The sequence below is a fragment of the Streptomyces sp. CB01249 genome, assembly GCF_001905735.1.
Lineage (GTDB): Bacteria > Actinomycetota > Actinomycetes > Streptomycetales > Streptomycetaceae > Streptomyces.
Genome location: NZ_LISW01000001.1, coordinates 886,872 through 906,850 on the forward strand (window position 1 = coordinate 886,872; position 19,979 = coordinate 906,850).

At 74.7% G+C, this 19,979-nt stretch carries 18 protein-coding genes; 9 read left to right on the forward strand and 9 right to left on the reverse strand.

Annotated features, from left to right (window positions below):
* Positions 1 to 3 precede the first annotated feature (3 nt).
* On the reverse strand, positions 4 to 339 hold the full coding sequence (locus AMK18_RS03720; protein WP_018100328.1) for a DUF6204 family protein: 336 nt from the start codon (positions 337 to 339) through the stop codon (positions 4 to 6).
* A 185-nt stretch (positions 340 to 524) separates the two neighbouring features.
* Between AMK18_RS03720 and AMK18_RS03725 the strand changes: the two genes are divergently transcribed.
* The gene (locus AMK18_RS03725) at positions 525 to 2,492 is read left to right on the forward strand and encodes a DUF5107 domain-containing protein (protein ID WP_073861617.1); all 1,968 of its coding nucleotides are present in this window, start codon (positions 525 to 527) and stop codon (positions 2,490 to 2,492) included.
* Positions 2,493 to 2,507: 15 nt separating this feature from the next.
* Entirely contained in the window at positions 2,508 to 3,044 is a 537-nt protein-coding gene (locus AMK18_RS03730; RefSeq protein ID WP_018100326.1) for an AAA family ATPase, read from the forward strand.
* Here the strand turns inward: AMK18_RS03730 and AMK18_RS03735 are convergent.
* The 3 genes from AMK18_RS03735 to AMK18_RS03745 form a co-directional block, all read right to left on the reverse strand.
* Positions 3,041 to 3,394: a VOC family protein gene (locus tag AMK18_RS03735; RefSeq protein ID WP_073861618.1), complete on the reverse strand. Its 354-nt coding sequence runs from the start codon at positions 3,392 to 3,394 to the stop codon at positions 3,041 to 3,043. The genes AMK18_RS03730 and AMK18_RS03735 overlap by 4 nt on opposite strands.
* Positions 3,395 to 3,451: 57 nt before the next feature.
* Entirely contained in the window at positions 3,452 to 4,261 is an 810-nt protein-coding gene (locus AMK18_RS03740) for a class I SAM-dependent methyltransferase (RefSeq protein ID WP_018100324.1), read from the reverse strand.
* Between the two features lie 177 nt (positions 4,262 to 4,438).
* Entirely contained in the window at positions 4,439 to 5,935 is a 1,497-nt protein-coding gene (locus tag AMK18_RS03745; RefSeq protein ID WP_018100323.1) for a bifunctional phosphatase PAP2/diacylglycerol kinase family protein, read from the reverse strand.
* Positions 5,936 to 6,048: 113 nt separating this feature from the next.
* Here AMK18_RS03745 and AMK18_RS03750 point away from each other — a divergent pair, with 113 nt between their 5' ends.
* From AMK18_RS03750 to AMK18_RS03760, 3 genes are all read left to right on the forward strand, one after another.
* Complete coding sequence (locus tag AMK18_RS03750; RefSeq protein WP_073861619.1) at positions 6,049 to 6,822, forward strand: IclR family transcriptional regulator; 774 nt, start codon at positions 6,049 to 6,051, stop codon at positions 6,820 to 6,822.
* Positions 6,823 to 6,895: 73 nt separating this feature from the next.
* Entirely contained in the window at positions 6,896 to 8,146 is a 1,251-nt protein-coding gene (locus AMK18_RS03755; RefSeq protein WP_073861620.1) for an aminotransferase class I/II-fold pyridoxal phosphate-dependent enzyme, read from the forward strand.
* Between the two features lie 36 nt (positions 8,147 to 8,182).
* On the forward strand, positions 8,183 to 9,274 hold the full coding sequence (locus AMK18_RS03760; protein ID WP_073861621.1) for an MBL fold metallo-hydrolase: 1,092 nt from the start codon (positions 8,183 to 8,185) through the stop codon (positions 9,272 to 9,274).
* Here the strand turns inward: AMK18_RS03760 and AMK18_RS03765 are convergent.
* The gene (locus tag AMK18_RS03765; RefSeq protein WP_018100319.1) at positions 9,222 to 9,848 is read right to left on the reverse strand and encodes a DedA family protein; all 627 of its coding nucleotides are present in this window, start codon (positions 9,846 to 9,848) and stop codon (positions 9,222 to 9,224) included. The genes AMK18_RS03760 and AMK18_RS03765 overlap by 53 nt on opposite strands.
* The gene (locus AMK18_RS03770; protein ID WP_079199218.1) at positions 9,845 to 10,627 is read right to left on the reverse strand and encodes an MBL fold metallo-hydrolase; all 783 of its coding nucleotides are present in this window, start codon (positions 10,625 to 10,627) and stop codon (positions 9,845 to 9,847) included. Before AMK18_RS03770 ends, AMK18_RS03765 begins: the two co-directional genes overlap by 4 nt.
* A gap of 226 nt (positions 10,628 to 10,853) precedes the next feature.
* Here AMK18_RS03770 and AMK18_RS03775 point away from each other — a divergent pair, with 226 nt between their 5' ends.
* Both AMK18_RS03775 and AMK18_RS03780 read left to right on the forward strand, forming a co-directional pair.
* Positions 10,854 to 11,258: a hypothetical protein gene (locus AMK18_RS03775; RefSeq protein ID WP_073861622.1), complete on the forward strand. Its 405-nt coding sequence runs from the start codon at positions 10,854 to 10,856 to the stop codon at positions 11,256 to 11,258.
* An 83-nt stretch (positions 11,259 to 11,341) separates the two neighbouring features.
* A complete protein-coding gene (locus AMK18_RS03780; protein ID WP_018100316.1) occupies positions 11,342 to 13,432 on the forward strand; it encodes a phage holin family protein in 2,091 nt (696 codons plus the stop codon).
* Here the strand turns inward: AMK18_RS03780 and AMK18_RS03785 are convergent, their stop codons facing one another.
* The 3 genes from AMK18_RS03785 to AMK18_RS03795 form a co-directional block, all read right to left on the reverse strand.
* On the reverse strand, positions 13,433 to 14,485 hold the full coding sequence (locus AMK18_RS03785; protein WP_073861623.1) for a LacI family DNA-binding transcriptional regulator: 1,053 nt from the start codon (positions 14,483 to 14,485) through the stop codon (positions 13,433 to 13,435).
* Positions 14,486 to 14,559: 74 nt separating this feature from the next.
* Complete coding sequence (locus tag AMK18_RS03790; RefSeq protein ID WP_073861624.1) at positions 14,560 to 15,135, reverse strand: DUF305 domain-containing protein; 576 nt, start codon at positions 15,133 to 15,135, stop codon at positions 14,560 to 14,562.
* A 71-nt stretch (positions 15,136 to 15,206) separates the two neighbouring features.
* Complete coding sequence (locus tag AMK18_RS03795; protein ID WP_073861625.1) at positions 15,207 to 16,142, reverse strand: DUF1996 domain-containing protein; 936 nt, start codon at positions 16,140 to 16,142, stop codon at positions 15,207 to 15,209.
* A gap of 280 nt (positions 16,143 to 16,422) precedes the next feature.
* Here AMK18_RS03795 and ligA point away from each other — a divergent pair, with 280 nt between their 5' ends.
* Both ligA and AMK18_RS03805 read left to right on the forward strand, forming a co-directional pair.
* The gene (gene ligA, locus AMK18_RS03800; RefSeq protein ID WP_073861626.1) at positions 16,423 to 18,522 is read left to right on the forward strand and encodes an NAD-dependent DNA ligase LigA; all 2,100 of its coding nucleotides are present in this window, start codon (positions 16,423 to 16,425) and stop codon (positions 18,520 to 18,522) included.
* Between the two features lie 195 nt (positions 18,523 to 18,717).
* Positions 18,718 to 19,509 carry a rod shape-determining protein gene (locus AMK18_RS03805; protein WP_234011715.1) on the forward strand — a complete coding sequence of 264 codons (792 nt, stop codon included), beginning with the start codon at positions 18,718 to 18,720 and terminating at the stop codon, positions 19,507 to 19,509.
* Positions 19,510 to 19,979: the final 470 nt, after the last annotated feature.

Here is a 19,979-nt window from a genome sequence, read left to right on the forward strand (position 1 = left end):
GCCTCACCGCCGCTTGTAGTTGATCTTCATCGTGTCCATGTCCGTCGCCGTGGACCGCAGCTCCCCGTGCCCGTACCCCGCCTCGCGCAGCGTCGTCTGCGCCCGGTCCTCGGCGAGGGCGCCGGCCATCTCCTCGCCGTCCTCGGCGTCCGAGACGACCACATAGCGGAAGCTGAAGTGCTTGAGGACCCGGTCGTAGGTGAGCGACCCCTCCTCGGTGAACTGCATTCCGGCGAGCCCGTGCTCCTCGACCTCGGCCAGCAGCCGCTCGCGCGCCGCGTCCGTCAGATCCTGGAACGTGCCGCGCACGATCACCCGGTAGGTGTGCTGCGTACTCATCTGTCGTGCTGTCCCTCTCGCCCGCCGTGTCCGATGTCCGCAGCGAGCGTACGGGGGCCGGGAGCGGGACGGAAACGGAATTCCGGGCGCCGAGACACCCCTTGTCGGGGCGGCGACCGGCGTGTTCCATGGTCATCGGGGGGCGCCCGGACCTGTGGCGGCCCGCGCGAGGGAGCGAGGTTGCCTTGGCCACCACCGTACGACGTGCCGTCCTGACCCTGCCCGCGGCGGCTACCGGGCCGGAGAACCCGCTGCCCGCGCTGCGGCCGCTGGACGAGACGCACGTCATCGAAGACCGGGACCGGGACGGGCTCCCGCGCGACATGGCCCGCCAGCTCGGCCACGCCCCGCTGACCACCGTCCTGCCCGTCCGCCTCCTCGACGGCTACGGGCGCGAGCGCGTTCCCACGGACCTCGACGCGATCGTCATCGAGAACGACCACCTGCGGGTCACCGTGCTGCCCGGCCTCGGCGGCCGCATCCACTCCCTCGTCCACAAGCCGTCCGGCCGCGACCTCGTCTACACCAACCCGGTCCTCCAGCCCGCCGACTTCGCGCTCAACGGCGCCTGGTTCTCCGGCGGCATCGAGTGGAACATCGGCGCGACCGGGCACACCACGCTCTCCTGCGCCCCGGTGCACGCGGCGCTCGTCCCGGCGCCCGACGGCGGCGAGATGGTCCGGCTCTGGGAGTGGGAGCGGCTGCGCGACCTGCCGTTCCAGGTGGACCTGTGGCTCCCCGCCGACTCCGCGTTCCTGCACGTCGGCGTACGCATACGCAACCCGCACGAGCAGCCCGCGCCCGTCTACTGGTGGTCCAACATCGCCGTCCCCGAGGACGAGCGCGGCCGGGTGATCGCCCCGGCCGACGAGGCGTGGCACTTCGGGTACGAGCGCAGCCTGACCCGGGTCCCGGTGCCCGAGAGCGGCGGCACCGACCGCACCTACCCGCTGCGCAGCGAGTACCCCGCCGACTACTTCTACGAGGTGCCCGACGGCGCCCGCCGCTGGATCGCCGCCCTGGACGAGCAGGGGCGCGGGCTCGTCCAGACCTCCACCGACCTGCTGCGGGGCCGCAAGCTGTTCCTCTGGGGCAGCGGGCCCGGCGGGCGGCGCTGGCAGGAATGGCTCACCGAGCCCGGCACCGGCGGCTACGCGGAGATCCAGGCCGGTCTGGCCCGCACCCAGCTGGAACACGTCCCGCTGGAGCCGGGCGGCGAGTTCAGCTGGCTGGAGTCGTACGGGCCGCTCGACGCCGACCCGTCCGTCGTGCACGGCGACGACTGGGCCGCCGCCCGCGCCGAGACCGAGCGGCGGCTCGCGGACGCCCTGCCGCGCGCCGACGTGGACGCCGCCTACACCGCCTGGCGCGCCCACGCCGACGCCGAACCGGGCGAACGCCTCGCCACCGGGTCCGGCTGGGGCGCCCTGGAGGTGCGGCGCGGCCGGTACAAGCTGCCCGGCACGCCGTTCACCGACGACACGCTGGGCGAGCAGCAGGCCCCCTGGCTGGAGCTGCTGGACCAGGGCGCGTTCCCCGGTCCCGACGGGACGGTCCCCGGGCCCACCCTGGTCTCCCGGCACTGGCGGGACATGCTGGAGACGGCGCCCGCCGAACCGCTCACCGAATACCACCTCGGCATCGCGCAGTGGCACGGCGACGACCGCGCCCAGGCGGTCCGCAGCTGGGAACGCGGACTGGCCGCGGCCGCCTCGCGCTGGCCGCTGCTGCGCTGCCTGGCCGTCGCCGCCCTGGTGAGCGGCCAGCGCGAACTGGCCGCCGAGTACTACGCGGAGGCGTTCGACGGGCTGTGCGCGGAGCGCCGCGACGGCGACGAGCCGTGGGCCGCGGCCGCCGCCGCGCTGGGCCGGGAGGCGATCGAGGCGCTGCTCACGGCGGGGCGCACCGAGGCCGCCCGCATGGTGTGGCAGGGGCTGCCCCCGGAGGTCCGGGCGCGCGGCCGGTTCCGGCTGCTGGATGCCCGGTTGCTGATCGCTGAGGGGCAACCCGACGCCGCGAAGGCCGTGTTCGACGCGGGCTTCGAGGTGGCCGACCTGCGCGAGGGCGCTGAGATCCTTGAGGAGGTGTGGCAGCGGCTGACGGACGAACCGCTGCCGGACCCGTACGACTTCCGGATGCGCCCGCGCACCTGACAGGAGAAGCACTGCATGATCATCTGGATCAACGGAGCCTTCGGCAGCGGCAAGACCACCCTGGTCACCGAACTGCACCGCAGACTGCCGGAGGCGCTGGTCTTCGACCCGGAGGACGTCGGCTACGTACTGCGCGGGATCGTCGAGGTGCCGGAGGGCAACTTCCAGAACATCCCGCTGTGGCGCAGGCAGGTGGCCTCGCTGGCCCAGGGGCTGGTGGAGGAGTACGGCCGGCCGGTCCTGGCGCCGATGACCGTGGTCCGCAGGCAGTACGCCGACGAGATCTTCGGGGCCCTGGAGAAGGCGGGCGTCCCGGTCCATCACTTCTTCCTGAACGTCTCCGCCCCCGTACTCGAACAACGGCTGCACGACCGGGTGTTGCTGCCCGACGACCCGGAGCGCGACGAGGCGGCCCGGCGCTGGGGGAAGGCGCGGATTCCGGAGTGCGTGGCGGCGGTGGGCAACCTGCGCGAGGACACCGTGGTGCTGGACGGCGAGCTGCCCACCGATGAGCTCGCCGCCCTGGTCCTGGAGCGGACCGGCCTGGCCTAAGCGGGCGCGTTGCGGTCGACGTACTCGAAGACCGAGCCGTCCGGGTGCACCGCGATCAGGTTGCGGCCGACCGGGGTCGGGACGGGGCCCGCGATGACGCGGGCGCCGACCCGGGTCAGGGACGCGTGGGCCTCGTCCACGTCCTTCACGGCGATGGTCGCGCTGACCTTGCGCAGGATCTCCAGCTCCGATTCGGGGCCGCTCATCAGCAGGAAGCAGCTGATCGCGGCGACGGACACCCCGCCGCGCTCGAAGCGGAGGGCCCGAGCGCCGGTCAGTCGCTCGTAGAAGGCCACCGCCGCCTCCAGATCGGCGACGCAGATACGCAGCGTGGTTCCGAGGATCTCCATGGCGGCAAGGTTAGTTGGCCACCCACCGCCATGTGATCCATTCGGTCCCGGCCGCGCTCAGGCTCGGCAGAGCACCTCGCCGTGCGGCACCATGAACCAGCCGTCGTCCTGCGCGCCCCACGTACGCCACGCCTCGGCGATCTCCGCCAGTTCCTCGGCCGTGGCGTGCCCGCCGTCCACCGCGAGCTTCGCGTACGCCGAGCCGACGGTGCGGTCGGCCCACAGCCCGCTCCACCAGGCGCGGTTCTCCGGCGTCGCGTAACACCAGGAGCCCGCCGTGGGTGTGATGTCGGTGAACCCGGCCTGCCGTGCCCAGGAGAGCATCCGGCGCCCGGCGTCCGGCTCGCCGCCGTTGGAGCGGGCCACCCGGCCGTACAGGTCCGCCCAGCGGTCCATGCCCGGCGACTCGGGATACCAGGTCATCGCCGCGTAGTCGCTGTCGCGCGCGGCGACGACGCCCCCGGGGCGGCACACCCGGCGCATCTCGCGCAGCGCCTGGACGGGATCGCCCACGTGCTGGAGCACCTGGTGGGCGTGGACCACGTCGAAGGAGTCGTCGGGGTAGTCCAGGGCGTGGACGTCCGCCACAGCGAACTCCACGTTGTCCACGCCGCGTTCGGCGGCCACCTCGGCGGCCTGGGCCAGGATCTCGTCGGTGGTGTCGACGGCGGTCACCCGGCCCGGGGCGACCAGCGCGGCCAGGTCCGCGGTGATGGTGCCGGGGCCGCAGCCGACGTCCAGCACGTCCAGGCCCGGACGCAGTTCGCCGACGAGGTAGGCGGCGGAGTTGGCGGCGGTGCGCCACCGGTGCGAGCGCAGCACCGACTCGTGGTGGCCGTGGGTATAGACGGCGGTCTCCTTCGACATGACCGTGCATCCTCTCTCGAAACGCGAACCGCGAAAGCGCTGATCGGTAGGACCACCGTAGGCCCTGTTGTCGAATAATGAGATGGGCATCTTGCTATGTGGACAGCGGTCGGGCGCGCGAAAGGGGCGGCCGACTCCGCGTCGACCGCCCCCTGTTGGCCGCTGGGCCAGGTCTCCCTACACCGGCCGCGGGCAGTACACCGTCAGCGCCTCCGGCAGCTTGTCGATCAGCAACTCCGAATCGCTGTGCGCCACTTCACCGTCGTACGCGTACGGCGTCCCCGGCTTCAGGCCGGAGATCCGCACCCGCTGACGGCGGACCGCCGCGTGCATGGGGGAGCGGGTCAGCGGGCCCGCGACGGCCGCCGCGAGCAGCCTCAGCCCCGGCGTCCGGCCGCCGTGCACCACGCGGACGTCCAGCAGCCCGTCCGCGAGGTTGTGCCGCCGCCCCGGCGCCGGGCCCACCCGCTGGAACAGGCCGTTGCCGACGAACAGCAGCCACAACGGGCGGCACCGGCCCTGGAGTTCGGCCTCCAGGGGCCGTTCGCCGCGCAGCACGTGCAGGGCCGCGAGCACCCCCGCGGGCCAGCCGCCGATCCGGGGCGACCAGCGCTCCCGCATCCGCACCAGCTCCGGATACACGCCCAGGCTGAAGGCGTTCAGGAAGTACCCGTCGGACCCCTCAGGCCCCGGCCGGAACCGGCCCACGTCCACCCGCACCGCGCTTCCGGCGGTGAGCGCGGAACAGGCGTCGGCCACGGTCTCGATGCCCAGGTCGTACGCGAAGTGGTTCAGGGTCCCGCCCGGGAACACCGCGAGCGGCACCTCGTGCTCCACCGCCACGGACGCCGCCAGATTGACCGTGCCGTCCCCGCCGCACACCCCCAGCGCCGTGCACCGGTCCGCCGCCTGCGCCAGCTCCGAGGCGAGCCGGCCGGGCGCGCACTCCACGATCTCCGCCTCCGGCAGCGCGTTCCGGATCAGCGCGGCCGTCGCGGTCGCCGTCCCCGACTCCTGGTTGGCGACCACCACAAGGCCCCGGCCCTCGGGCAGGGCGGGCGCGTCGGCGGGCGGTCTGCCCGGCGCGGGCAGCTGCCCCCTCGTCGGTATCACCCCCCGCAGGGCGAACGCCGCCCCCACACCCAGCGCCGCCCCGGCCAGCACATCGCTCGGGTAGTGCACCCCGGTGTACACGCGGGACGCCGCCACGGACAGCGCGACGGGGGCGACGATCGCCCCCCAGCCCCGCGACTCCAGGGCGACCCCGGTCGCGAAGGCGGCGGCCGACGCGGCGTGCCCGGACGGGAACGACGTGGTCACCGGCTGCCGCTTCAGCTGCCGTATCACCGGCACGGCGTCCAGGATCGGCCGCTCCCTGCGGACCGCCCCCTTGCCCACCGTGTTGATCGCGGCCGACGCCACCGCGAGCGAGGCGATGCCCCGCAGCGCGGCCCGCCGGGCCCGGGCGCTGCCGCCGAAGGCGGCCATACCGGCCGCCGCCCCGACCCACAGCAGCCCGTGATTGGCGCTGCGGCTCAGGCGGGGCAGCACCGGGCCCGCGGCCGGCCAGTGGCGCTGGGCCAGATTCTGGAACACGGCGAGATCGCGCCGGTGGAACCGGTCGCGCAGCCCGGCGATCCGGGACGGGACGGAAGCATTGCTCGCTGACGACATGCGACAGCGGATACCCCGCATCGCCGCCCCGAACCAGCAGCCACGCCGAAGGTAGCCTGAGGTTCGTCACACCGGTCGCGGCCGGGACACCGAACAAGGGGGAATGCGGGGCCATGGGGCGACTCGTGCCGGCGGTGACCAGGGCGTTCGACGTCCTCGAACTCTTCCTCCAGGGCGACGGCACGCTGTCCGCCCCCGAGGTGACCCGCAAGCTCCAGCTGCCCCGTACCACCGTCCACGAACTGCTCACCACGCTCGCCGCCCGGTCGTATCTGGTCACCGACCCCGAGCGGCCCGGACGCTACCGGCTGGGCGTGCGCACCTACCAGCTCGGCAGCCGGTACGCCGAACAGCTCGACCTGGCCGCCGAGGGCCGCCAGGTCGCCCGGCGCGTCGCCGAGCGGTGCGGCGAGTCCGTGCACGTGGCGATCCTCGACGGCACCGACACCGTCTGCGTGGCCCAGGCGGACTCCACCCACGCCGTCCGCACGGTGTCGGCGGCCGGCCACCGGCTGCCCGCCCACTGCACGTCCGCCGGCAAGATGCTCCTCGCCTCGCTGCCCGCCCCCGAGCTCGACGCACGGCTCGACGGCCTCCAGCCGGCCGCCCTGACCCCGCACACCCTCACCGGCGAGCGCGAGCTGCGGGCCGCGCTCGACACCGTGAGGGAACGCGGCGTCGCGACGGAGCACCAGGAGTCCGACCCCGGCGTCAGCTGTGTCGCCGCCCCCGTGCGCGACCGGTCGGGGCAGGTCGTCGCCGCGCTCTCCGTGTCGGTCCCGATGATCCGCTGGACCGAGGAGCGCGAGCGGGAACTCGCCGCCCTCGCCGTCGAAGCCGCCGACGAGCTGTCCGGCCGCCTCGGACACGACCGGAGCACGGTGTGAGCCGGGCCAGGGAAGGCGCCCCGCCCCGTTCCCTCGTATAAAGGTCCCGAGGGCGGACGGCGAAGGAGGCCCGATGGGCCGGGAGCGGACCGGGGGGCACGAGCGCGGCACGGACGCGGTCCGGGAGGACCGGGGCCCCGTACGGTACGGGCCGCCGGCTCCCTGGCCGGGCCTGCCCGTCCTGCCCGAACTGGCCGGGGTGCTGGCCTCCGCCGCCGGTGACGCCGCGCCCCAGCCCGCCGGCGGATCGGCCGCCCTGCGCGAGGCCGCCTGCGCCTACTGGGACCGGCGCGGACTGCGCTGCGACCCCGGGCGCGTCGCCGCCGCCCCCGGCACCGCACCGCTGCTCCTCGCCCTGATCGCCGCGCACGGAGGCGACGTCCTGCTGCCGCGCCCCTGCCCCGCCTCCTGGATCCCGCAGGCCAGGCTGCTCGGGCGGCCCGCCTACCAGGTGCCCACCCCCGCCGAGTGCGGCGGCGTGCCCGACCCGTACGCCCTCCTCGAAACCGTGCGGCGGGTACGCGCGGAGGGCGGCCGGCCCCGGCTCCTGCTGCTCTCGGTGGCCGACGACCCCACCGCCACGGTCGCCCCGCCGGAACTCGTGCGCGAGGCGTGCGAGGCCGCCGTGGACGAGGGGCTGCACATCGTCAGCGACGAGACCTGGCGCGACACCCTGCACCGCCCGCACGACACGGTCCTGGTCAGCCCGGCCGAGATGTGCCCCGACGACGTCACGGTGGTCTCCGGCCTGTACGGCGCGCTGACCCCGGCCGCCTGGCCCGTCGCCGTCGCCCGGTTCCCCGACACCGCGCGCTCCGCCGTCCGCCATGCCCGTACGCTCGACGTCCTCACCGCACTCGGCGCCTCCGTCGCCGGACCGGTCGCGGCGGCCGCCGCCCACGCGCTGCGCGAACCGGACGCCGTCACCGAACGGGCCCGGCGCTCCGCCGCCCTGCACGCCCGGCTCGCCGCCGGGGCGCACCGCGCCGTCCTCGGCTGGGGCGCCCTCGCCCGGCCCCCGCAGGCGGGGCGCCACCTCTACGCGGACCTCGGCCCGCTCCGCTCCCGGCTCGCCGCCCGGGGCGTCACCGACTCCCTCGAACTGGAGGAGTTCCTGTCCGCCCGGCTCGGCACCCCCGCCCCCGGCGGCCACCGCTTCGGCGACGAACTCGGCGCGCTCCGGGTCCGGCTGGGCACCGGCGCGCTCCTCGGCACGGACCCGGAACGCCAGGCCGAGGCGCTCACCGCCCCGGACCCGCTCGAATTGCCGCACATCGCGGCAGCGCTGAGCATTTTCCGAGCAGCCCTCGACGCACCGCGCTGACCCACCCCGCCGGCGCACTCCTGGACGGGAGCCCCGATGACGGACCGGACCGAGACCCCCCTCGCACCCCCCGCGGTCTGCGGCGACGTCCTCACCCCGCGCCCTCTCGGCGAGGTGCGCACCTGGCCCCGGAGCTTCGCCGACCGGCTCACCGCCCCGCTCCCCGGCGTCCGGAGCATGTCCCGGCTCGCCCGCGAGCACGCCATCCGGCCCAACGCGGAGGGCCTGCGCCACATCCACCGGCTGCCGTACGCCCCCGAGCCCCTGCCGCCCGTCCCGGCGGGCGCCGCGTCCGTCACCTGGGCCGGGCACGCCAGCTGGATCATCCGCACCGGCGGCCTCACCGTCCTCGCCGACCCCGTCTGGTCCCGCCGCATCCTCGGCACCCCGGCCCGGATCACGCCCGTCGGCGTCCGCTGGGAGGACCTGCCGCCCGTCGACGCGGTCGTCATCAGCCACAACCACTACGACCACCTGGACGCCCCCACCCTGCGGCGGCTGCCCCGGCACACCCCGCTGTTCGTCCCGGCCGGACTCGGCGCGTGGTGCCGCCGCCGGGGCTTCGCCAACGTCACCGAACTCGACTGGTGGGAACACGCCGAACTGGACGGCGTCCGCTTCGACTTCGTGCCCGCCCACCACTGGTCCCGGCGCACCCTCACCGACACCTGCCGCTCGCTGTGGGGCGGCTGGGTCGTCCAGGACACCAAGGGGCCGGGGGACGGCGGCCGGATCTACTTCGCCGGGGACACCGGATACGGCCACTGGTTCGCCGAGATCGGCCGCCGCCACCCCGGCATCGACCTCGCCCTGCTGCCGATCGGCGCGTACGAGCCCCGCTGGTGGCTCGGCGACGTCCACACCGACCCGGAGGAGGCCGTGCAGGCGTACGAAGACCTCGGCGCCCACGCGATGGCGCCCATGCACTGGGCGACCTTCCTGCTCTCCGCCGAACCGGTCCTCGAACCGCTCACCCGGCTGCGGACCGCCTGGCAGCGCGCCGGACACCCTCGCGACCGGCTCTGGGACCTGCCCATCGGCGGCTCCCGCCTGCTGACCGCCCGCCGGGCCGACGTCACCGCGCCCACCACGCCCGCGTCCGGCGCCACACCGCGGGCGCCCCGCTGATCAGCAGCGTCAGGCCCACCGCCGCGACCACCCCCTGCCACGGCTCCGGGAACAGCGAACCGCCCAGGATCCCGATCAGCTGGTACGTCGCCGCCCACGCCAGACACGCGGGCGCGTCGCCCCGGGCGAACCGCCGCAGCTCCATCCGGCCCAGCAGGCACGCCAGCATCACCGGGATCCGCCCGGCCGGCACCAGCCGGGACAGCACCAGGACCGTCACCCCGTGCTCGTCCAGCTTCCGCTGCGCCTGCTCAAGACGCTCCGGCGCCGCCCGGTCCCGGATCGTCCGCAGCCACCGCGACCCGTTCTTCGACCGCACCCCGCGCTGCCCCAGCCAGTACAGGGATATGTCCCCCAGGAAAGCCGCCGACGACGCCACCGCGAACACCACCAGCAGCGCGAACGGCGACGACTGGTGGAACGCCACCACGGCCGCCGAACTCACCAGCGCTCCCGTCGGCACCACCGGGACCAGCGCACCCAGCGCCACCAGCAGGAACAGCGAGGGATAGCCGACCGCCTGCTGCGTCGACTCGGCGGGCAGCTGCGCCGTCTGGCGCAGGAACTCGATCACGCGCGGCCCTCCGGCCGGACCCGCTCGCCGTGCGCCAGCCGGTGCACCACGACCTCCGGCGCCACCATCGCCGCCTTCCGCACGAACTCCTCGCCCGGCGCGTGGAACTCGTGCGGCCGGACCCCGTCCATCCCGATCGGCCAGTACGTGCCGTAGTGCACCGGCACCGCCGCGCGCGGCCGCAGCCGGGTCAGTGCCTGGGCCGCCCGCCCCGCGTCCAGGTGCCCGTGGCCCAGATACGGCCCCCAGCCGCCGACCGGCAGCAGCGCCACGTCCACCGGGCCTACCGCCTCCGCCATGTCGTCGAAGAGCCCGGTGTCCCCGGCGAAATACGTACGCGCCGCGCCCTCCACCACGTAACCCAGCGCGGGGGAGCGGTGCGGGCCCAGCGGCAGGCGCCGGCCGTCGTGCAGCGCCGGGACCGCCCGCACCCGCACCCCGCCCACGCACACCTCGTCGCCCGCGACCACCTCGGTGATCCGCAGCCCGCGCGCCCGGCGCAGCAGCCGCAGCCCCGGCACCGACCGCACCGAACCGCGCGGCACCAGGACCCGGGCCCCCGGCGCGACGCGCGCCAGCGACGGCAGATGCAGATGGTCGGAGTGCAGATGCGAGATGAGGACCACATCGGCCACGGCCGCGTCCGGACCGGGCAGCTCGCCCCGGCGCCGCCGCAGATGCGCGAAGCGCCGTACGAAGAGCGGATCGGTCAGGAAGCGGATCCCGGAGTCCTCGATCGTGCACGTGGCATGACCCCACCAGGTGATCTCCACCGGCACGCGCCGCCTCCTCCTGCTCACCGGAGCCCTCCGACCCCGTCACACCTGCCCCGACGAGCCTACGGCCAGTCACGCCCGGGCGGTCGGCGCACCCCGGCGCACCCCTGGATCACCGGCCCGGGCCCGTGCCCCCGTGCGCCCCCTCGCCGCCCCGGAACGCTCCCTCGGCCCTCGCGTACGGGCGCATAGGGTCGGGGAACGACGATCACGGGGAGAAGGACGGGCCATGGGGGACGTACGCGTGGCGGCCATCGCCAGCCTGACGCCGCTGGAGGAACTGGACAGCGATCCGTTCCTCGTGGACACCCGAGGCCAGCACGCCATGTGCGCCCGCTGGGCCGCCGACCAGGGCTACGTCGTCGCCCGGCAGCTGCGCCTGTACGGGCTGCGTCCTGACCACCCCGCGCTCTGGGACGGCATCGACAGCGGCGAGGTCGAGCTGTTCGTCGCCCCCTGCGACCGGGTCCTCGCCCGCGCCCTGGCCTCGGTGCCGGAATTCACCGCGGAGTGCGAGCGGCGCGGCGTACGCCTGGAGATCGCCGGGCTCGCCGAGCCGTCCTACACCGCCGACGGCAAGGCCGGAGTGCACCGCCGCCTGTCCATGCCGACCGCCGGATACGACGGCTGCTGACCGGGCGCAGGCCCGCCGGGACCGCTGTGAAAGGCTGGGAAAGGGCCCGGAACGGCAGGGCCCGGACATGAGGTGACGAGGGCGTGGGCGACAGACGATGGCGGCGCGCCGGCGCCGCGCTGATGCGGGTGATCGCGGTCTGGGCCGTCTCGACGCTCACCATGCTCGCGCTCGCGGGCATCCTCCCCGACTTCCGGCTCCAGTCCGCCGACGGCGACAGCATCACCAAGACCGCCTTCACCGCGGCCTGGGGCGCGGGCGCCTTCGGACTGCTCTCCGCCCTGGTCTGGCCCGTCCTGGTGCGCGCCCTGCTCATCGTCCCGGCCCTGGTCCTCGGCGCGCTCGTCTTCTTCCTCAACGGCTCGCTGCTGCTGATCGCGCTCCGGCTCATCCCGGACGGCCGGGGCGCCGCCGCCCCGGAGACCGCCGTCGCCGTCGCGGCCGTGATGTCCGCCGTCGCCTCCGCGACCTCCACCGCCCTCGCCGTGCGCGACGACAACGCCTACCGCCGTCGCCTCTCCCGCCTGGCCGACCGCCGCCGCCGGCGCACCGGCACGGGCGACGCGCGCGGCGGCCCGCCGGGCACCGTCTTCATCCAGCTCGACGGGGTCGGCCACGACGCCCTCGTCGCGGCGGCCGCCGGGGGAGTCATGCCGACCGTCGCCCACTGGCTGGCCGAACCGGAAGGACACCGGCTCATGCCCTGGCGCACCGACTGGTCCAGCCAGACCGGTGCCAGCCAGCTCGGCATCCTGCACGGCACCAACCACGACGTCCCCGCCTTCCGCTGGTACGAGAAGGAGACCGGCCTCGTCATGGTCTCCAGCAAGCCCGCGAGCGCCCTGGAGCTCCAGCGCCGCGCCATCACCCGCACCCGGGACGGCGGACTGCTCACCCTCGACGGCGCCAGCCGGGGCAACCTCTTCAGCGGCGGCGCCGCCCAGCTCGCGCTCGTCCTCTCGATGGCCGCCAGACTCGGCAAGGGCCGCCGCTCCCGGGCCGGGTACTTCGCCTACTTCTCCGACCCGGCCAACGCCGTCCGCACCGCCGGCTCCTTCGCCGCCGAGGTCTGCCGGGAGATCGCCCAGTCGACCCGCTCCCGCCTCCGCAAGGAGACGCCCCGCATCAAGCGCGGCGGCCTGTACCCCTTCATCCGCGCCTTCGCGACCGTGGTCGAACGCGATGTGGTGGTCGCCGCCGTCATCGGCGACATGTTCGCCGGCCGGACCGCCGTCTACGCCGACCTCGTCGCGTACGACGAGGTGGCGCACCACTCCGGACCGCGCAGCCGCGACGCGGAGAAGGTGCTCGCCCGCCTCGACCGGGCGCTGGCCCTGATCACCAAGGTCGCCGAGCAGGCGCCCCGCACCTACCGGATCGTGTTGCTCTCCGACCACGGCCAGAGCCCCGGGGACACCTTCGCCGGGGTGTACGGGCTGACCCTCAAGGACCTCGTCCGGGCGGGCAGCGGACTGCCCGTGCCCCGGCGCGCCCAGCGCACCCGCAGCGCCTCCGAGGCCCGCGACGCGGTCCGGATCGCGCTGCACCGGCCGGTCGCCGGGGGCCAGGAGGAGCACGTCGCGAAGCCCTCCGACCCGATAGTCCTCGCCTCCGGCAACCTCGGGCTCATCTCCTTTCCGGACATCGAGGGCCGCGCGTCCCAGGAGCAGCTGGAGCGCCGCCACCCCGCGCTGCTCTCCACGCTCGCCAACCACCCGGGCATCGGCTTCCTGCTTGTCCGCAGCGAACGCCACGGCTCGGTGGTGCTGGCCCGCGACGGCGTACGGGTGCCCCTGGCGGAGCTGGCCGACGGAGAGGGACCGCTGGCCGTGTACGGTCCCGGCGCCGCGGACGCGATCCGGCGGACGGACACCTTCCCGCACGTCGCCGACGTGATGGTCAACTCCATGTACGACCCCGCCACCGGCACCGTGCACGCCTTCGAGGAGCAGATCGGCTCGCACGGCGGCCTGGGCGGCGACCAGTCCCGGCCGTTCCTGCTGTGGCCGCGCACCCTGACCGACCCGCTGGACGCGGTCACCGGCGAGGACGGGAAGCGTCCGGACGAACTCGTCGGCGCCGAGGCCGTGCACCGGGTCCTCCGGCGCTGGCTTCAAGAGGCCTCCGGGCCCCAGGTGCCGGTGACCTCGGACGAGGAGCCCGGCCGCGCCTGATCAGGCCGACTGCCGCCGTACGAGGGTCGGGTGGAAGATCACCGACGGGGGCGGGTCCACCGGCTTGCCGATCTGCTTGAGCAGCAGCCGGGCCATCTCCGCAGACATCTCCTCCACCGGCTGCCGGACCGTCGTCAGCGGCGGATCACAGGCCAGCGCCGCGCTGCTGTCGTCGAACCCGACGAGCGCGACGTCGTCCGGGACCTCCTTCCCGGCCCGCAGCAGCACCGGTACGGCCCCGAGCGCCATCAGGTCCGACGCGATGAACACCGCGTCCAGGTCCGGTCGCTCCGCCAGCAGTCGCCGCATCGCCGCCGCGCCCCCGGCATGGGTGAAGTCGCCCTCGGCGGTCACCACGTCCGAGATGCCGTGCGCCGCGGCCGCGTCCAGGAACCCGGCGAGCCGCGCCTGACCGGCCGGCATGTCCTGCGGGCCCGACACCGTGCCGATGCGGCGGCGGCCCAGCGCGGCGAGATGGTCGGCGGCCAGCCGCGCCCCGGCCCGCTGGTCCGCCTCGACATAGGTGAGCGGCGTCGGCCTGCGGGGCTGCCCGGCGAGCACGGCGGGCAGCCGGGTTTCGTGCAGCAGCCCGGGCAGCGGGTCGTCCGCGTGCGAGGAGATCAGCACCACCCCGTCGACGTGCCCGTGGCGCAGGTACGAAAGGAGCTGGTCGCGGGACTCCTGGTCGTCGGCCAGCATCAGGACCAGCTGGATGCCCGCCGGGCGCAGCACCTCCAGGAGACCGGCCACCACCCGCCCGAAGTACGGATCGGAGAACATCCGGCCGATGAACGGCTCGGGCACGGTGCGCCGCTCCCGCTCCGAGACGACCAGCGCGATCGAGTCGGTGCGCCGGGTCACCAGCGACCGGGCCGCGCGGTTGGGCACGTAACCGGTGGCGTCCACCGCCGCCTCCACCGTCCGCCGCAGCGCCGGGTCCACCGTGGTCGCCCCGTTGATCACCCGGGACACCGTCGCCCGTGACACCCCGGCCACTCCGGCGACGTCCTCCAAGGTCACGGGGCGGGCGGGCGGCGACGCGTCGGCAGGCATGCAGTCTTTATACCGGGTGGTACGACCGGTGGAGCAACGGCCATGGTTGCCTTGGTGTTACGTTGACCCGCCCGTCAGCCGGGAGCGCCGGACGGGGCGGGCAGCCGGGCGATCTCGGCCCGGCGGGCGGAGACCAGGGCGGCCGCGAGCCGCTTGGCGTCCGGCCGGGTGCCGGCCCCGGTCTCGGAGCGCGACACCTGGGCGGTCTGGCGCAGATGGGCGCCGATCCGGTCCACCAGGAAGCGGTCGAAGGCCGCGCCCTTCAGCGTGCGGGCCCGCGCCAGGTCGTCGGCCGTCACCATGCCGGGCATGTGGTGGCCCTCGTGCACATTGGTGTCCGGGAGCCCCATCCGGTCCAGCAGCGGGCGCAGCCGGGCCAGTTCGCCGTTCTGCGAGGTCTGCAGCCCCGCCGCCCAGCTCCGTACGGCGGTGTCGCCGGAACGGTCGGCGGCGAGCGACAGGAGCGCCACGGCCGACTCGTTCATCGGGGTCATGAGCTGCGCCCAGGCGGCATCGGTCGGATCGGCGGGGGCGCCGGTGGCGGACGGGGCGGGCGGGGGAGTGCTCTCCGGATCGGCCGCCGGGGAGCCGCAGCCGGCCAGGAGGAGGAGCAGCAGGGTGAGCGCCGCCGCGCTGCGGGCCGCTTTCATCAGGGCTCCCTCGGGGAGGGCCCGTCCGGGGCGCGGGGCCCCGGACGGGCGGGTGGGGACGGGGGCGTGCGTCAGGGGGTGCCGTCGGCCCCGCACTTGATGATGGCGTTGATGCAGTCGCGTACGCGCTGCGCCAGTTCGGCCTCGGGCCACACGTTGAAGAAGTCGCCGTGCATCGTGTAGCCGGGACCGGACGCCAGCCGGAACCTGGACGGGTCACCGTTGACCGGGTACCGCAGCACCTGGCGGAGCTTGGGCACCGGCACCGGGTGGGTGGCCGGGCACTCGCCGTTGACCGGGTACGACATGTGGCTCTTGTGGTCGGGCGAGTCGAGGTCCTTGCCGTTCCAGCACTGCGGGAAGTCGAGGTACGACTCCAGCATCCCGTCGGACGGGCAGTTCACGAAGTCGTGCGACGGGTTGACCTCGCCGTGGTGCAGACACGACCAGCGCGAGATCGTGTTGTCGTCCGGCCCGGTCGCCTTGGCGTTGCCCGCGACGATCCGCAGACCCCGGGGGAAGGGCTGGATCTGCCGGATGACGTCGTCCCGGACGCCCTCGCCCAGGTAGTAGAACGTGGTGCCGGTGGGCTCCACCTCCTTGTCCCCGTCGTACAGGGTGGGCACCCAGTACGACGACAGGTCGATGTCGGGCGAGCAGGTGCTCCGGGCCTTCTCCAGCGAGGCCAGGTCGGAGTGGCCGTTGGTGGAGTCGTTGCCGAAGAAGCTGTGCATGTGCGAGGCGCCGGGCAGGCCCGGGAAGACGATCGGGTCGTCGGGCGCCCGGTGGGTGTACGGGCACTCGGCGAGGAACTCGGCCACCCGGACCACGTCGGCGGCCGCCTTGGGGGCGGGGGCCGGCGCGCCGGCGGACGCGCTGCCGGTGGAGGCCTGAAGGAGGGTCAGGGCGAGCGCGGCGGCGGCGAGCGCCGCCGTGCGGTACCGCCGGGGCGATGGGGTTCTGCGGGGGCTGTCCTCGCCGCTGCGTCGTTGACGGAAGAAGAGCACGGCACTCCTGTTCGGGGGAAGTGGTGGGGGGATGTGCCCTGATCATGAGCGGCATGATCAGGCGAGAGAGCGCTCTCTGCCAGGGAACGTAGGAGCGTGTTGAGGGCATGTCAATACAGCTGACGAACCTTCGATTGCAGGCGTTGTGGGGGCGGTTGAGGCCGGGAAAGCCGGGAGAGCGCTCTCTCTGGCATTTGTTGACCAAAACCCCGGGCGTGAGGCATGGGAGAGCGCTCTCCCATCTTTTCCGGGAAGGGCGTTGTCAGTGGTGGGCGGCAGGATGGAGGGCATGACGAACTCAGCAGTCGTGCTCGCCGACCATGCCTCCTACGCCGCCGCCGTCGAGGAGGCCGCCCAGGCCGCCGCCGCGTACTACGCCACGGGCGAGAGCACGCTCGACGACGACGCCTACGACCGCCTGGCGCGCGGCATCGCCGCGTACGAGAAGGAGCATCCGCAGGAGGTGCTGCCCGCCTCGCCGACCGGCAAGGTGGCGGGCGGCGCGGCCCTCGGGGACGTGCCGCACACCGTGCCGATGCTCTCCCTCGACAACGTCTTCTCGGCCGAGCAGTTCGCCACCTGGACCGCGTCCCTGGAGCGCCGGATCGGACGGCCCGTCACCGCGTGGAGCGTCGAGCCGAAGCTCGACGGGCTCGCGGTCGCCGCCCGGTACCACGAGGGCCGGCTGGAACGGCTGATCACCCGGGGCGACGGGACCGCCGGTGAGGACGTCTCCCACGCGATCGGGACCGTCGTCGGGCTCCCCGCGCGGCTCGCGGAGCCGGTCACGATGGAGATACGCGGCGAGATCCTGATGACCACCGAGCAGTTCGAGCGGGCGAACGCGGTCCGCACCGAGCACGGCGGCGCACCCTTCGCCAACGCGCGCAACGGCGCCGCGGGCACCCTGCGCGCCAAGGACCGTGCGTACACGGTGGAGATGACGTTCTTCGCGTACGGCGCCCTGCCGCTGCCCGACTCCGGCGCACTGGCCGCCGAGCTGACCGAGCTGCCGCACAGTCAGGTGCTCGCCCGGGTCGCGGAGCTCGGCGTGCACACCGCCGCGGACACGGAGGTCGCGCCGCGCACCGCCGCCACCGTCGAGGAGGTCCAGGCCCGGATCGAGGAAGTCGCCGCGCTGCGGGCCGCGTTGCCGTTCGGGATCGACGGCATCGTGATCAAGGCGGACCTGGCGGCCGACCAGCGCGACGCCGGTTCCGGCACCCGGGCCCCGCGCTGGGCCATCGCCTACAAGCTGCCCGCCGTCGAGAAGGTCACCCGCCTCCTCGGCGTCGAGTGGAACGTGGGCCGCACCGGCATCATCGCGCCGCGCGCCGTGCTGGAGCCCGTCGAGATCGACGGCTCGACCGTCAGCTACGCCACGTTGCACAACCCGGCCGACATCACCCGCCGGGACCTGCGCATCGGTGACCACGTGATGGTCTACAAGGCGGGCGACATCATCCCCCGCATCGAGGCGCCCGTCGCCCATCTGCGCACCGGGGACGAACAGCCCATCGACTTCCCCGAGGCGTGCCCGCAGTGCGGTTCGGAGATCGACAGCAGCGAGCAGCGCTGGCGCTGTGTGCGGGGCCGCGACTGCCGGATCGTCGCCTCCGTCTCGTACGCCGCCGGGCGCGACCAGCTCGACATCGAAGGGCTCGGCACGACCCGGGTCGTCCAGTTGGTCGACGCCGGTCTCGTCGCCGACTTCGCCGACCTGTTCATGCTGGAACGCGAACAGCTGCTGACGCTCGACCGGATGGGGGAGACCAGCACCGACAATCTGCTGGCCGCGATCGACACGGCACGCTCGCAGCCGCTCTCCCGGGTCTTCTGCGCCCTCGGTGTGCGCGGTACCGGGCGCTCCATGTCCCGCCGGATCGCCCGCTACTTCGCGGAGATGGACCGGATCCGGGCCGCCGACGAGGAGGAGTTGCAGCGCGTCGACGGCATCGGCAAGGAGAAGGCGGCCGGTGTGGTCGCGGAGCTGGCCGAGCTCGCCCCGCTCATCGACCGGCTGGTCGCCGCCGGGCTGAACATGACCGAGCCGGGCGCGGCCCCGCCGCCCCCGCCGGGCGAGGAGGCCGACGAGGAGACGGCCGCCGGTGCCGAGGGCGCCCCGCTGGCCGGGATGACCGTGGTGGTCACCGGGGCCATGACGGGCGCGCTGGAGAAGCTGTCGCGCAACCAGATGAACGAGCTGGTCGAGCGGGCGGGTGGCAAGTCCTCCTCCAGCGTCTCCAAGCGCACGACGCTGCTTGTGGCCGGGGAGAAGGCGGGCTCCAAGCGGACCAAGGCGGAGGACCTGGGGGTGCGGATCGCCACGCCGGAGGAGTTCGCGGAGCTGATAGCGGAGTTCCTGCCGGTCGACGCGTGACGTGAGGCGCGTGACCGCGCGGGGCGTGCCTGTGGCGCGCGCTGCCCGTCGTGCGCGCGGGGCGTGTCCTTCGATTTTGCTGGGGAGTGGCTTTCTTTGCCTCCCTATTGCATAGTGAGGGCTCGGCCATGCCTCGCGATCAGCGGGTCACTGGGTGTGTGTACGGCCGCGGCTGCGTGCCGGGGGTGAGGGGCGATGCGTTCTTTGCGCGACGGACGGCGGCACGACCGGGGCGTCACCCGGGGCCTCGCCCTCGACCTCGGCAGCTCCCGCACCCGGGCCTGGGTCCCCGGCCGGGGCGTCGTCGCGGACACCGTCCACGGCACCGGTGAACACGGCCCCGGCCGGCCCGTCCGGCGCGGCCGCATCGTGGACCCGGAGGCGTGCGGCCGGATGCTGGCCCGCATCGCCGACCGGGCCCTGGGCGAGCGCCGCGAGGACGCGGTCATCGTCCTCAGCCACCCCGTGCTCGCCGGGCCCGGCCACCGCGCCGCCGCCCGCGACCTGCTCCATGCGCTCGGCCCCTCGGACGTCATCGTCCTGGACAGCGCCCGCGCCGCCGCCGCGTGCGCCGGGCCCGGGGACGGCGGCCCCCTTCTCGTCCTCGACATCGGCGCCGAGCTGACCGAGGCGACCCTGCTGGTGGACGGCCTGGTGCGCGACGCCCGCCTCGCCGAGACCGGGCTCAGCGACCTGGACCCGGGCGAACCGCCCACCGCCGCCGTCCGCGCGGTCCTGGACATGGTCATGGCCATGTGGCGGCAGGACCCGCACGGCGCGCTGCTCGGCGCCCTGCGCAGGGGCCCGCTGCTCGCCGGGGGCGGTGCGCTGCGCCCGGACGTCACCAACCGGATAGCGGTCCGCCTCGGCGTCCCGGTCCGGCGCACGGACGACCCGGCGACCACGGTCGTGCGCGGGGCCGGACTGGTCCTCAGCTCCGTCCTCCGCCACGCCGCGGCGCCCGCCCTGCCCGGCCGCCCCCGGTGACCCCGCTCCCGGGGCCACCCCCGGTGACCCCGCTCCCGGGGCCGCCCCCGGGGAACGCGCACCCGGGCCGCCCGTCCGCCGCGCGGCAGTACCTCGTCGCGCTGCTCCTCGCCGTGCTCGCCCTCGTCGGCGGCGCGCCCGCGGCGGCCGGGGCGGGCCTCCCCGTACGCGCGACGGCGGCCCTTCCCGCGATGACGGCGACGACCGCAACGCCGGCGACCCTCACGCCCGCCGCGACGACCGCCCCCGGCCTCCCCGTACAACAGTCGACCACCGAGGTGCCCCGGACCGACCCGCCCCCCGCCACCGTCGACCGGGGCCCCGACACCACCCCCTGGGCCGCCGCCGAGCACCCCCGTACCGCACACCAGTTGCCCCCGCCCGGCCCCGGCGGGCTCGTCCCGTGCCCCGCGCGGGCCCCGCTTCCACGTTCCGTCCCCTGGTCCGTCCGTACCGCCCCCGCCTCCGCC